Origin of the sequence: Nocardia goodfellowii, from assembly GCF_017875645.1 — a bacterium.
Taxonomy (GTDB): Bacteria; Actinomycetota; Actinomycetes; order Mycobacteriales; family Mycobacteriaceae; genus Nocardia; species Nocardia goodfellowii.
Genome location: NZ_JAGGMR010000001.1, coordinates 158,896 through 171,825, shown reverse-complemented (window position 1 = coordinate 171,825; position 12,930 = coordinate 158,896). Strand labels below are relative to the sequence as shown.

At 68.1% G+C, this 12,930-nt stretch carries 14 protein-coding genes; 9 read left to right on the top strand and 5 right to left on the bottom strand.

Going from position 1 to position 12,930, the window contains the following annotated elements:
- Window positions 1-25 precede the first annotated feature (25 nt).
- Genes BJ987_RS00830 through BJ987_RS00820 form a run of 3 tightly spaced genes read left to right on the top strand, consistent with a single transcriptional unit; the run spans window position 26 to window position 1,742 of the window.
- Window positions 26-805 (top strand): exodeoxyribonuclease III, encoded by a 780-nt coding sequence (locus BJ987_RS00830; protein WP_209883743.1) that lies wholly within the window; start codon window positions 26-28, stop codon window positions 803-805.
- Window positions 802-1,248, top strand: coding sequence for a ribonuclease domain-containing protein (locus BJ987_RS00825; RefSeq protein ID WP_209883741.1), 447 nt, complete (start codon window positions 802-804; stop codon window positions 1,246-1,248). Before BJ987_RS00830 ends, BJ987_RS00825 begins: the two co-directional genes overlap by 4 nt.
- Window positions 1,248-1,742 (top strand): barstar family protein, encoded by a 495-nt coding sequence (locus BJ987_RS00820; protein ID WP_209883739.1) that lies wholly within the window; start codon window positions 1,248-1,250, stop codon window positions 1,740-1,742. The genes BJ987_RS00825 and BJ987_RS00820 overlap by 1 nt, the downstream gene beginning before the upstream one ends.
- A gap of 1 nt (window position 1,743) precedes the next feature.
- On the opposite strand, the gene BJ987_RS00815 is transcribed toward BJ987_RS00820, so the two are convergent.
- Window positions 1,744-2,379, bottom strand: a complete 636-nt coding sequence (locus BJ987_RS00815; protein WP_307869389.1) for a TetR/AcrR family transcriptional regulator — start codon at window positions 2,377-2,379, stop codon at window positions 1,744-1,746.
- A gap of 145 nt (window positions 2,380-2,524) precedes the next feature.
- Between BJ987_RS00815 and BJ987_RS00810 the strand changes: the two genes are divergently transcribed.
- From BJ987_RS00810 to yhjD, 3 genes are read left to right on the top strand one after another with little or no spacing between them, the layout of a single operon-like run.
- Window positions 2,525-3,454, top strand: a complete 930-nt coding sequence (locus tag BJ987_RS00810; protein WP_209883735.1) for an oxygenase MpaB family protein — start codon at window positions 2,525-2,527, stop codon at window positions 3,452-3,454.
- A 21-nt stretch (window positions 3,455-3,475) separates the two neighbouring features.
- Window positions 3,476-4,507: a tryptophan--tRNA ligase gene (gene trpS / locus BJ987_RS00805; protein WP_209883732.1), complete on the top strand. Its 1,032-nt coding sequence runs from the start codon at window positions 3,476-3,478 to the stop codon at window positions 4,505-4,507.
- Window positions 4,508-4,551: 44 nt separating this feature from the next.
- Window positions 4,552-5,583 (top strand): inner membrane protein YhjD, encoded by a 1,032-nt coding sequence (gene yhjD / locus BJ987_RS00800; protein WP_307869388.1) that lies wholly within the window; start codon window positions 4,552-4,554, stop codon window positions 5,581-5,583.
- A gap of 161 nt (window positions 5,584-5,744) precedes the next feature.
- Here the strand turns inward: yhjD and BJ987_RS00795 are convergent, their stop codons facing one another.
- A complete protein-coding gene (locus tag BJ987_RS00795) occupies window positions 5,745-7,022 on the bottom strand; it encodes a D-alanyl-D-alanine carboxypeptidase family protein (RefSeq protein WP_209883728.1) in 1,278 nt (425 codons plus the stop codon).
- Window positions 7,023-7,171: 149 nt separating this feature from the next.
- Between BJ987_RS00795 and BJ987_RS00790 the strand changes: the two genes are divergently transcribed.
- The gene (locus BJ987_RS00790) at window positions 7,172-8,692 is read left to right on the top strand and encodes an MFS transporter (protein WP_209883726.1); all 1,521 of its coding nucleotides are present in this window, start codon (window positions 7,172-7,174) and stop codon (window positions 8,690-8,692) included.
- Window positions 8,682-9,284, top strand: a complete 603-nt coding sequence (locus BJ987_RS00785; protein WP_209883724.1) for a TetR family transcriptional regulator — start codon at window positions 8,682-8,684, stop codon at window positions 9,282-9,284. The genes BJ987_RS00790 and BJ987_RS00785 overlap by 11 nt, the downstream gene beginning before the upstream one ends.
- A 3-nt stretch (window positions 9,285-9,287) precedes the next feature.
- Here the strand turns inward: BJ987_RS00785 and BJ987_RS00780 are convergent, their stop codons facing one another.
- Both BJ987_RS00780 and BJ987_RS00775 read right to left on the bottom strand, forming a co-directional pair.
- Window positions 9,288-10,208: an alpha/beta fold hydrolase gene (locus BJ987_RS00780; RefSeq protein ID WP_209883722.1), complete on the bottom strand. Its 921-nt coding sequence runs from the start codon at window positions 10,206-10,208 to the stop codon at window positions 9,288-9,290.
- Window positions 10,209-10,299: 91 nt separating this feature from the next.
- The gene (locus BJ987_RS00775; RefSeq protein WP_209883720.1) at window positions 10,300-10,983 is read right to left on the bottom strand and encodes a JAB domain-containing protein; all 684 of its coding nucleotides are present in this window, start codon (window positions 10,981-10,983) and stop codon (window positions 10,300-10,302) included.
- Between the two features lie 142 nt (window positions 10,984-11,125).
- Here BJ987_RS00775 and BJ987_RS00770 point away from each other — a divergent pair, with 142 nt between their 5' ends.
- Window positions 11,126-12,613, top strand: a complete 1,488-nt coding sequence (locus tag BJ987_RS00770; RefSeq protein WP_209883718.1) for an alpha/beta hydrolase — start codon at window positions 11,126-11,128, stop codon at window positions 12,611-12,613.
- On the opposite strand, the gene BJ987_RS00765 is transcribed toward BJ987_RS00770, so the two are convergent.
- Window positions 12,610-12,816, bottom strand: coding sequence for a type II toxin-antitoxin system VapB family antitoxin (locus tag BJ987_RS00765; protein WP_209883715.1), 207 nt, complete (start codon window positions 12,814-12,816; stop codon window positions 12,610-12,612). The two genes, BJ987_RS00770 and BJ987_RS00765, sit on opposite strands and share 4 nt — an antisense overlap.
- Window positions 12,817-12,930 lie beyond the last annotated feature (114 nt).

Sequence of the window (12,930 nt, the reverse complement as noted above, 5' to 3'; positions counted from 1 at the left end):
CTGACATGCATTGTACGGTCGTCAGGTGCCGTACATCATCTCGAGCGTGAACGTAAATGGTGTCCGCGCGGCCACGGGCAAGGGCATGCTCGAATGGCTGGCGGTCACCGAAGCCGACATCGTCTGCGTGCAGGAGACGCGAGCGACCGACGAACAGACCCGCGCCGCCCTGGCCCCCGCGTTGGCGAACGGCTGGTTTCTCGCGCACGCCGAGCCCGAGTCCAAGGGCCGGGCCGGTGTCGGCATCCTGTCGCGGCGGGAACCGAGGTGCGTGCGGATCGGGTTCGGCAGCGCCGAGTTCGGTGCCTCCGGGCGCTACATCGAGGCCGACTTCGACGATGCCACCGTGGCCAGCGTGTACGTGCACTCGGGCGAGGAGAACACGCCCCGCCAGGACGAAAAGTACCGCTTCATGGCCGAATTCGGCGCCTACCTGAAGTCGCGCACCGGCGCCTACGTGGTCAGCGGCGACTGGAACATCGCGCCCACCGAACTCGACCTGAAGAACTGGAAGGGCAACCTGAAGTCGGCCGGGTTCCTGCCCGAGGAGCGGGCCTGGATCCAGGAACTGCTCGCCTCGGGCTACACCGACGTGGTGCGCCACCTGCACCCCGGCGTCAGCGGCCCCTACAGCTGGTGGTCCTACCGCGGCCGCGCCTTCGACAACGACTCCGGCTGGCGCATCGACTATCAGCTCGCCCTGAGCGGGCTGGCCGAGCGCGCCAAGCAGGCCGTCGTGGAACGTGCCGCCGCCTATGACCAGCGCTGGTCCGATCACGCGCCGGTAACGGTGCAGTACCGGTGAGACTGTCGCCGCTTCGGGCGTTGGCCGGGTTCGCCGCGGTGGTGATCGTGGTGCTGCTCGCGGTTGTCGCGGTGCGCGGCACCGACGGCGCCACCACGAGCTCGGCGCCGGGTGTCGGTGCGGCGTCCAGCAGCGGTGCGGCGTCGGTGCCGAAGGTCGCCGGGGTACCGGACCGCGCCTATGTCACGCTGCGCGAGATCGACGCGGGTCGCTGGCCCGGATCGGCGAACGCGGTCGGTACCAAGGGCGGCGAACGGTGGATGAACCGGGATTCCACGTTGCCGCGCACCGATGCCACGGGCAAAGCCATCACCTACCAGGAGTGGGACGTGAATCCCAAACAGCGCAATCGTTCTCGCGACGCCGAGCGCATCGTCACCGGTAGCGACGGCTCGGCTTGGTACACCGGTGACCACTACAAGACATTCACGAGGATGCGCTGATGACCGAGCCGGTCCCGCTGTCGCGATTCTTGACTTCAGCCCCGCAGGCGCCGAATACGGCCGCGGCGCAACCACCTGTGCTGGGCGCGCTGGATGTCGATCCCGCCGAGCTGAGCGGCCTGCGGTACGACGCCCCGTCCGGTTATCTGGTCCGGGAACTGCGCGGCGGCAAAATGCGCACTATCGCAGGCGTTTTCGACGAGTTCGCGGCCGCCTTCCAGTTCCCGTACTACTTCGGGGAGAACAAAGACGCTTTCGACGAATGCCTGCGCGATCTCGGCGAATTTCTCGGTGACGCGGCGGGTTACGTAGCGGTAGTGCGGGATTCGTCCGAGCTGCTGGCCGATCAGCCGAGCGAGCGGGCCTGGTTCGCCGAGGCGATCGCCGACTGCGCCGGCTATTGGGCACGCCAGGGCATCAACTTCCGGGTCGTGCTCCAGGGGCAGGTGCCGGCTTCCCTGGCGTCGCAGGTGATCCCGCTGTCCCCGAACTGAACTATTTCATTCGCTGCGCCAGATCCTCGCCCAGCAGCACGAACACGTCGGTGGTGTGCTCGATCAACTCGTCCCGGGAGATCGGCAGTTCGCCCTGTAGCCATGCGGTCAGCGTTTGCACCAGTCCGCCGACCAGGTAGGTGGCCCGGAAATCGATGACCGGGTCGGGCCGCTGGTCGGTCATGCCGTAGAAGTCGATGCCCTGCGCGGCGACGAGGCGCGCGAACAACCGGATGGATTCGGTTGTCCTGGCTCGCAATTCGGGGGTCGCCTGGCCGGCTATCAACGCGACCTTCGCCTTTCGCGGGTCGTCGGTGAGCAGCCGGATGCCGGCGGTGATCGCGGAATGCGCCATGCCCCGGGTATCGGCCGGCGCCGCACGCAGGCCCGCGGCGATGGCGATCGCTAGTTCCTCGGTGATCCGGTCGATCAGGCCGGTCAGCACGGCATCGCGGCTGTCGAAACTCTCGTAGTAATACCGCTCGTTCAGCCCCGCCTGCGCGCACAGCCCGGACACCGTGAGTTTGGCGAGTCCCTGGGTGCCGATGAGTTCGAGCGCGGCGTCCAGCAGCGCCGTGCGACGCTGCGCGCGCCGCTCGGCCGCGGAGATTCCACCGTAGGTCCGCTGTGCTGCCACCACTCGATTCTTGCAGTGCCGACCGGGAAGCGGGTGCCGGGTGTGACACCAATCTGGCATGGACTCTTGCCAGAATGAGGAATCAGAGCGATCCTGAAGTCGGCGGGTCTCGATGCGGAGACTCCATTGACGAGGTGAGGCAGCTGTGGGCGCTCCGGGATATTTCGCCGACAATTCGATGATCCGGCGGGTCATGCGGAAGCGCGCGGTAGGGCTCACCTACGGCCAGCGCGCCCTGGTCATCGGGGCCGTGCACCCGCTGCTCTACATCGGGACCGCGGAGAATTCCGCACACCGGATGACCCCGTACACGCGACTCGCGCTGACCGGCAGGCTCTTCGAAGCCGTGTTCCTCGGCAGCAAGGACGAGGCCGATCGGGCGCTGGAGTTCACCCGGAAGAAGCACGCGCCCGTCGCGGGCACGCTCCCCGAGGACGCCGGCGCCCACCCCGCGGGCACCGCCTACTCCGCGCGCGATCCGCATCTGATGTTCATGACGATGGCGTTCACCTTCGATTCCGCCGAGGTCATGCACCACCTGCTGGTCCGCAAGCTCACCGAGGGGGAGCGGGAAGGGCTGTATCAGGACTATGTGCGCTGGGCGGAACTGTTCGGCATGCCCGCCGCGGCCGCACCCGCCGACTACCCCGCGTTCCGCGCATATTTCGACGACTACCTGGCCTCGGACGAACTGTTCCTCACCGACGAAGCCCGCCTGGTCGGCTCCTACCTGGCCGGGGCCCGGGTGCCCTATCCGCAGCGCGTGCCGATGCAGCAGGTGACCTCCGCGTTCTTCCTGCTGGTGCAGGGCAGCCTGCCGGAACCGGTCCGGGACATCTACGGCATGCGGTGGGGGCGGGTCGAGGAGCTGAGTTACCGCGCGCTCGCCCACGGTGTGCGCACCGCCCACATCGACCTGCCGCTGGTTCCCCCGGTGCTCCGGGATCATCTGGCGGGACCGAGCGCGCCGCTGTACAAACTCGTCGCCAACCGCGAACCCGAACTCGCCCGCGCGGGTCTGCCGAGTATGCCGGGCGTGCGGCCGCAGAGCCGGGCGGCGCGAAATTCCGCTTGAGCGGCATGAAAAGATCGGAGTATGTCCAGTCCTGCACAGGCCCCGGCCGCCGACCGCAAACAGCGCGTGCTCTCCGGGATCCAGCCCACCAGCGAGTCCTTCCACCTCGGCAACTACCTTGGCGCGCTGCAGTACTGGGTGACCATGCAGGACGAGTACGACGCGCTCTACTTCATTCCCGACCTGCACGCCATCACCGTGGCGCAGGATCCCAAGGCCCTGCGCGCGCGGACCAAGGCGGCCGCGGCCCAGCTGCTCGCGCTCGGGATCGACCCGAAGAAGTCGACGCTGTTCGTGCAGAGCCAGGTGCCCGAGCACGCCGAGCTGAGCTGGGTGCTGTCCTGCATCACCGGCTTCGGCGAGGCCGGCCGGATGACGCAGTTCAAGGACAAGTCGGCCAAGCAGGGCGCGGAGAACGCGACTGTCGGACTGTTCACCTACCCGGTGCTGATGGCCGCCGACATCCTGCTCTACCGCCCGCACCAGGTGCCCGTCGGCGAGGACCAGCGCCAGCATCTGGAGTTGACCCGCAATCTCGCGCAGCGCTTCAACGCTCGGTTCAAGAAGACCTTCGTGGTGCCGGAAGCGCACATCGTGAAGGGCACCGCGAAGATCTACGACTTGCAGGATCCCACCGCGAAGATGAGCAAGTCGGCCTCCACCGACGCCGGCCTGATCAATCTGCTCGACGATCCGAAGGTGACGGCCAAGAAGATCAAGTCGGCGGTCACCGACACCGAGCGCGAAATCCGCTATGACACGGCCAACAAGCCGGGCGTGAGCAACCTGCTGGTGATCCTCAGTTCGGTGACCGGCACGCCGATCGTCACGCTGGAACAGGATTACGCGGGCAAGGGCTACGGCGACCTGAAATCCGATGTCGCCGACGCGCTGGTGGAATTTGTCACGCCATTGCGTATGAAGGTGGAAGAGTACTTGGCGGATCAGGGCGAACTCGACCGCATCCTCGCCAGCGGTGCCGAGCGGGCGCGCGAGATCGCCGGCAACACTCTCGCACAGGTCTACGAGCGGGTTGGTTTCCTGACACGCTGACCCGTATCGCACCTGTTGCGCGCGACATGCTCGGAGGCGGACAGGTGCAGATCGACAAGCTCAGAGCCGGAATCGAACAGCGCATCCAGGCCCGCCCGTGGCTGGACCATCTGGTCCGCGCGGGCGGGCGCTACAACCGGCAGCGCGGTGACTATTACGCCGCCGGGATCACCTACTTCACTGTGCTGTCGCTGTTCCCGCTGTTGATGGTGGCGTTCTCGATCGCGGGTTTCGTGCTGCACCGCCATCCGGAATCGCTCGTCGACATCCAGCAGAAGGTCATCGAGAACATTCCGGGTGAATTCGGCGATCAGGTCAACGATCTGATCGACCAAGCCATCGACTCCCGCAACGCGGTCGGCATCCTGGGCCTGCTCGGCGCGGTCTACGCGGGCCTGGGCTGGATGAGCAACCTGCGCGCCGCCCTCACCGAGCAGTGGGACCAGAAGACCGAGCAAGGAAATTGGGCGCTGACCAAACTGTCCGACTTCGGCGCCCTGCTCGGTCTGGCCCTCGCGTTCGCCGTCTCCCTCGGTCTGTCCGCGCTGTCCTCCAGCGGCCTCGGCGCGAGCCTGCTGACCAAGCTCGGCCTGGCCGACCTGCCCGGCGCGCGCCTGGCGCTCTCCCTCGTCTCGCTGGTCCTTGCGCTGGTGGCCACCTGGGCGGTCTTCGCCTGGATCATCGCCCGCCTGCCGCGCGAACCGATCTCCCTGGCCAGCGCGGCCAAAGCGGCCCTGATCGCCGCCGTCGCCTTCGAAATCTTCAAATTCGTTGCGTCGCTGTACTTGCAGACCGTGCTGCGCAGCCCCGCCGGCGCCACCTTCGGCTCCATCATCGGCCTCATGGTGTTCAGCTACGTCACCTACCGCATCATTCTCTTCGCCACCGCCTGGGCCGCCGAAGCCAGCGAGAACAACCCCGCCCACACCGCCGCGTCCACCGCCGCCGTTCCCGCCCCGGCCATCATCCGTCCGCGCGTCATCACCCCGACGCTGCCCAAAGGCACCGGCCTCGCCCTCTTCAGCGCAGGCGCGCTCACCACCTTGCTCCTCTCGGCCGTCCGCCGCCGTCGCTGAATTCAGCTCGGGAGCGGCGGAATTCGAGGGAACCGATCGGAGTGGGTTTGCGTCCAACTCTGTGACGACACGCTTCCGAAGGTTGGTCGGGAGTGGGCGTGGGGGGCGGTCGGCGCCCGGAGTGGGGAGGGTACCGACCGCGTTGTCCGCTGGGGGAGGGGTCAGCGGCGGCGACTGGTCAGGCGATGGATGTAGAGCACCAGGGCCAGGATCGCGAGGATGCCGACCGCCAGGAAGATGGTGCGGATACTGCTGGTGCCGGATTCGGCGGCGGGGGCGGCGTCGTCCTTCGGCGGTGGCGAGGCGAGGGCGGCAGTGGGATCGGCGGAGTTGCTGTTGCGGCTGGGCAGAGCGCCGATCGTGGCGCCACGGGGGAGGGCGAAGCCGTAATCCAGGAGCCGGGCCGCCTGCTGCCAGGGGCGAATGGGCTGGACTTCGGCTTTGAGGAGGGTGACGGCGAGGCGGCGGCCGTCGCGCTCGGCGGCGGCGACGAAGGTGTGGCGGGAGTCGTCGGTGAAGCCGGTTTTGCCGCCGAGTGCCCCCTCGTAGTTGTAGAGCAGATGGTTGTCGTTGGCGATGACGAAGCCCGGGTGGTCTTTGTCCTCCGGGATCTTCGGGTTCTTGGGGTAGCCGGGAAAATCCACCTGTTCGGTGTGGATGAGTTCGGCGAACAGCGGGATCGTCATGGCTTCGCGGAATGCCGCGGACAGGTCGTAGGCCGAGGTGCTCATGCCGGGGCCGTCCAGCCCGGAGGGCGTGGCGGCGCGAGTGTCCAACAGGTACAACGACTTCGCCAGTTCGTTCATCTTCGCCACGGCTGCCTCGTCGCCGCCGAGCTGGGTGGCGATCGCGTGCGCGGCGTCATTGCCGGAGGCCAGCACCAGGGCCTGCATGAGCTGGCGATTGGTGTACTGGCCGCCGGGCCCGATGCCGACGCGGGTGCCGTCTACGTCGGCGTCGGCCTGGGTGCCGATAACCACGGTATCCATATCGAGGGTGCGTAACGCGACGATGGCGAGCAGCACCTTGATGGTGCTGGCCGGTCGGTAGCGACCGTGCGGGTCCTTGGCGGCCAGCACCGCGCCGGTGTCCAGATCCGACACCATCCACGCGGTCGACGAAATGTCTTGCGGGACAGCCGGTGCACCCTTCGGCAGCACCACGCCGCAGCCGGCGAGCTGGGATCCACCGACCGCCGGTGTCGGGATCGACAGGGGTTTGGGTGTCGTCGAGCCCGGCGCGGGCACCTCCGAGGAGTCGACCGGCGGGGGCGGCGTCGTCTGCTGCGGGCAGCCGTCGGTGTTCGGGGTGGTGAACGGTGTCGTCGTCACCGAGCTCGGCGGTGCGGGTTGCGCGGCGGCGCCACCGGTCGCGGCCGAGACGGCCAGCACGGCGCCGGCGCTCAGCGCGGCGAGGAGTGAGGTGCCCTGGATCTTCATCGGTAGCGAGCCTAACGGTGCGTGCCGAGCTGGGCTTGTGCTGTGTGGTGGCTTCGGCCGCGCGCCAGCCACATCCGAACATATTGACACCGACTTCAAAATGAGGGTTACTGTCAAAATAACGTAACTCTCATTTTTGAGGAGGTGTCATGGACACCCAGGCAACTCGGCGCTGGTTCGCCCTCGGCGCGCTGTCCTTCGCGATGCTGACCATCGGCCTGGACATCACCGTGCTGACCATCGCGCTGCCCACCCTCGCGGTGGACCTGCACGCGAATACCGCTGCGCTGCAATGGTTCAGCACCGCCTACACGCTGGCGCTGGCCGCGGTGATGCTGCCCGCGGGCGCGTTCGGTGACCGATACGGCCGCAAAAAGATCCTGCTCGCGGCCATGCTGCTGTTCGGCGCGGCTTCCCTCGCCTGTGCCTTCGCGGACACGTCGGGCCAGCTCATCGCGGCCCGGGTGCTACTCGGCGTCGCGGCCGCCGCCATGACCCCACTGTCGCTGGCCGTGCTGCCGGTGCTGTTCCCCGACAAGACGGAACGCGCTCGCGCGCTGTCGATTTGGGTGACCGCCACAGCGCTCGGGCTGCCCCTGGGACCGGTGCTCGGCGGCTGGCTGATCGACAACTTCTGGTGGGGGTCGGTGTTCCTGATCAATGCGCCGATCGCACTCGTCGGTGCGGCCGCCGTCGGATTCCTGGTGCCCGAATCGCGCAACCCCGAACAGCGTCGCCTGGACATCGCGGGCGTAGTGCTGTCGATGACTGGAATGCTCGCGCTCACATACGGCTTCATCCGTTTCGGCGACGAAGGCTGGGGTGACGGGATCGCGTGGCTGGTGCTCGCCGCCGGGGTGCTGATCCTCGCGGTCTTCCTGATCTGGCAGCGGCGCAGCCGTTTCGCGCTGATCGATCTCGGGTTGTTCGCCGGCGCCGGGTTCCGCTGGGGTGCGACGTTCACCGTGCTCATGACGTTCGCGATGTTCGGCATGTTCTTCACGGTGCCGCAGTACTTCCAGGCGGTTCTGGGCGTCGATGCCCTCGGTAGTGGACTGCGGTTGCTTCCGCTGATCGGCGGCTTGGTCGTCGGCGCACGCGTCGGCAGCCGGCTGTTGCCGAAAGCCGGTGCGCGAGTAGTGCTGACGATGGGCTTGGCGGCGCTGGCGGTCGGACTGGGCCTCGGCGCGCTGACCGAAACCGGCAGCCCCTACTGGTTCAACGCCTGCTGGACCACCGTGGTCGGCGCGGGTATGGGCCTGGGCATGCCGGTCGGCATGGCGGTCGCCGTCGACGACCTGGATGTCGACCGCGCGGGCGTCGGCTCCGCGCTGCTGCAGGCCCTGCGCCAGGCCGCCGGCACCATCGGTGTCGCACTGCTCGGCACCATCCTGGCCACCCGATACCGCGGTGAACTCGGCGCGCTCGACCGCGCCCCCTTCGACGACGGAGTCAGCAGCGGTGTGGCGGCGGCCGGCGGCGACGCGGCGGCGCTGGAAACGGTGCGGTCGGCGTTCGTCAGCGGCATGAGTCTGATGCTGTGGGTGTGCACCGCCATCTGTGTGCTCGCGGTGCCGCTCGCCCTCTGGGTGCTGCCGCGCCGGCCGGTTCAACCGTTCGATGCGACCGAAGACGCCGGTCATGCGTCAGAATCGACACATGTCGGTTGAGCTACCAGGTGCAGCCCCCGCGGTCCCGGGCTTACGCGAGCGGAAGAAGGAACGCACCCGCCGCGCCATCCGGACCGAGGCATTCCGCCTGTTCCGGGAACAAGGCTACGGCGAGACCACCATCGAGCAGATCGCCGCGGCCGCGGAGGTTTCACCCAGCACCTTCTTCCGCTACTTCCCCAGCAAAGAGCAACTGGTGGTAGCCGACGACCTCGACCCGCCGATGATCGCCGAGTACCGCGCCCAACCCCCGGACGTCCGCCCGTTCCTGGCGCTGCGCAACGCGATCAACGCGGTGTACGCCACCCTGACCCCGGAGGAAATTGCCTTCGAACAAGAACGCCAAGCCCTGCTGTACCACGTTCCCGAACTTCGTCCCGCCATCGGCGTCGAACTCGAACGCGGCATCGACATGATCGCCGCCCTCCTCGCCGAACGCACCGGCCGGTCCGTCGACGACTTCGAAATCCGCGTCGCGGCCGGCGCTCTGGCCGGCGCCGGCATAGCCATCTCCCTGATCACCCCCGTCAACTCCGAAAACATCGGCCGCGCCCTCGAATTCCTGGACGCGGGCATGCCGCTGGTGGAGTAGGGACTACCGCGCCGCGTGGTCGATCACATCGCGGACGGCTCGGACGATTTCCGCCGGGGCGTCCAGCTGGATGGTGCTGTGCTTGGCGGTGGGGAGTTCACGGTATTCGCCGTGGGTTACCGATTCGGTCATGGCGGTGTAGAGGCGATGCTTGCCGGCGGTCAGTTCGGTGGTGGCGTTCTTGGAGAAGCCGACGCGCTGGGCCGGGTCGGGGGCGAGCGCGCCGAGGGCGATGAGGGGGAGGTCGGGGAGGGGGCCGCCGGAGTGGAGTTCGGTGCGCAGGGCGAGCAGGTTGCTGCGTTCCTTCGCGCCGTTGACCATCCATTCCGGGGAGACGTGGCCGGCGACGAGCGGGGTGCGGATTTCAGCCGGCCAGGCGGCGAACATCTTCTTGTAGAAGGGTTTCGAGAGGACGCGGAGCAGGGCGGTCTGGATGCGGCCGGGGGTGGCGGTGGGGCTTTTGTCGAGGTGCAAGGTCTCGGGCATGTAGTCGTCCCAGTCCTCGAAGAACGATTCCAGGGCGACCAGGCCCGCGACCTCGTCGGGGAAGAGCTGGGCGAAGCGGCGGGCATAGGCGCCGCCGAGCGCGTGGGCCACCAGGACGTAGGGGGCGGGTACCTCGGCTATGCGCAGGAGGGCGTGCAGTTCGGTGGCGACTTCGGTTGCGGTGCGCGGTAATCCGACCGGGTCGCTCCAACCGGTGCCCGCGCGGTCGTAGAGCACCGAGGTGGTGAAGTCGGCAACACGGTCGTGAACATTCAGATAGTCCAGGCCGACCGCGCCGGCGCCGGGCAGGAACACCGCCGCCGGGCCGCCGTGGCCGGAACGATGGAGGAACAGCCGCCGGTCCGCGAGGTCGTAGCGTCGCCCGATCGGCGGCTCGCCGAGCCTGCCGAGTTCGCGCGTGCCCTCGGGCTCCTGCATGACCGCCTCCTGTTCGCCTGACCGATCAACCTATTGCCACGCACCGGCCGCGCGGCCGCCTACCCCGTATCGAATCGTTTCGCGATGCTGTTCAGTCGGCGACACGCAGCAGCGGTGCGGCCCGAGTCCAGTGTTCACCCGCGAGTACCACGTGGTCGAGGAAGCGCAGGCCGACGGTGTGGGCGGCGTCGATGAGCAACGCGGTGGCGCGCCGATCGTCGAGGCTGGGGGCCGGGTCGCCGGAAGGGTGGTTGTGCACCAGGGCGAAGGCGCGCCCGTCGTGCCGCAGCACCGTGTTCAGGATCTCGCGAACCGGGATGGCCACCTGGTCGATGGCACCTTCGGCGACGAAAATTTGACGGCGCAAACGGTTCTGGGCATCGCAGACCAGTACCAGCAGCCGCTCCACCCGCGCGCCCGCGAACAGCGGCCGGGCCACACCGACCACATCGGCCGCGCTCTCCAGCCGGACGGCGGTGTCGGCACTGTGCCGGGCGCGGGTGCCGAGGTGGAAGGCGGCGATGATGGTGGCGGCTTTGGCGGCGCCGATCCCGGTGCGGCGGGCCAGTTCCTCGGGCCGCGCGGCGGCCAGCCCGGCGACGCCGCCGTGCTCGGCGAGTAGTTCGGCGGCCAGCTCCAGCACGCTCGCGCCCCGCCGACCCTGCCCCAACAGCAACGCCAGGAGCTCACTGTCGCTGAGGGCATGCGGGCCGAGCTCCAGCAACCGCTCCCGCGGCCGTTGCCGGAAAGGCAGATTCGCAATAGGTACCGACATCTCAGACCCCCTCGCGTGTTGGAGAACTCGGATCATGCCAGGCCCCACCGACATCTCCGGGCGCGGCGACCCGGGGCCTCTCCGATCGCGAGCGGCACCCGGTCGGGCAGACTGTGTACAGCCGGATTTCGAGGAATAGCGAATGTTGAAACGCCGCAAGGCAATCGTCGCCGCGGCCGCCCTGCTGGCGGCCGCCTGCTCCAGCGCGCCCGCCGTCACGCCGCCGCCGAAACCGACGCTGGACCGCTTCTATCAGCAGCAGATCAGCTGGGGTTCCTGTGCGGGTTTCGAGGGCACCGAGGAGAGCAAGGTAGCGCTGGAATGCGCGCGGGTGACGGTGCCCATCGACTACGCCGATCCGGACGGTGACACCGCGCGAATCGCGCTGTCACGCATGCCGGCTCGGGGCGCCAAGATCGGATCGCTGGTCACCAACCCGGGCGGGCCCGGTGGTCCCGGCCTGATCATGCCGGCGGCGCTGGCCGCGTCGCCGCTGGCCGACCGGTTCGATGTGATCGGCATGGACGTGCGCGGCCTCGGCGCCTCTACGCCGCGGCTCGATTGCCAAGACAGCGAACAGCTGGCGGTGGAACGGCAACTTCTCGGCTTCAGCAACGCCTGGGGCGAGATCGATCAGATCGAAGAGGAGCACGAGGATTTCGCGACCTCATGTGTGCAGCGCTCCGGCCTCGACCTGGTGGCGCATGTCGGAACCGTCGACGTGGCCCGTGATCTCGACGTGGTCCGCGCGGTGCTCGGAGACGAGAAGCTGACCTACTTCGGCGTCTCCTACGGCACCCGTCTCGGGTCCACCTACGCCGAGCTGTTTCCGACCCGGGTCCGTGCGATGGTGCTCGACGGCGGCATCGATCCCGCCCGCAATATCGACGACTCGGTCGTCGACGGCGCCGCGTTCCAGCGCGCCTTCGACGCCTATGCCGCGGACTGCGCCAAGGCGCCCGACTGCCCGCTCGGCACCGATCCGGCGCGCACCACCGAGACCTTCCGCGAGCTGATGAAGACGTTGCGCGAACCCGCGGTGCTGATGGACCCGGAGAAGCTGGGGTACTCCGACGTGCTGAGCATCGTCATCAACGGGCTGTACCACCCGCGGTTCTGGCCCGAGCTGACGAAGGTGCTGGGGATCGTCAAACGCGGCGAGTCGTTCCCCTTCGAGGAGGGCACGTTCAGCCCGGGCGGCGAGAACGGCGACTACGTGCACAAGGCTGTGCTCTGCCTGGAGGACGCGCGCGTCACCGACCGGGGTGTCGCGACCGATCTGGAACGTCGCTACCGGGCCGCCGGACCGATCTTCGACCCCGGCGAGCTGCCCGCGGAGATACCGCTGGACGTCTGCGCCTTCTGGCCGGTGCCGCCCAATACCCAACCGCACCAACCCGATACGCCGGGTCTGCCGAAAACGGTGGTGGTGGCGACGACCGGCGATCCGGCGACGCATTATCAGGGCGGCGTGAATCTCGCCAGGGCGCTGGGGGCCGCGTTGATCACCTACGAAGGCTTCCAGCACGGTGCGGTCTTCGACGGTGTGCCCTGCGTCGATGAGCCGGTCATGAAGTATCTCCACGACCTCGTCGTGCCGCCCGACACGCAGTGCGCGAAACCCGCCTAGCCGTCGACTACGGCCCCGGTGTCGAAGGCGGGGAGCTGGCACAGTGCCGCGGCGGCGATGCGCTCCAAATGGTGCAGTTGCCGCTCGTGTACCACGATTCGGCGCAGGGCCTCGTTGACGGTGGCGTCGGCCTCCGCGGTACCCATGATGGCCGCCGCCGCGGCCAGCAGCTTCTGGTCGAGATCGATCCGAACGGTGCGCATGGCGTCCTCCTTCGTTGTGGCTTCGCCACAGGACTTTCGCCATCTTGCGTCACGAGCCCGCTCATATGCGGCAAATCAGGCAGCGAAGGTTGCGAAGACAACTTGACCTCTTAC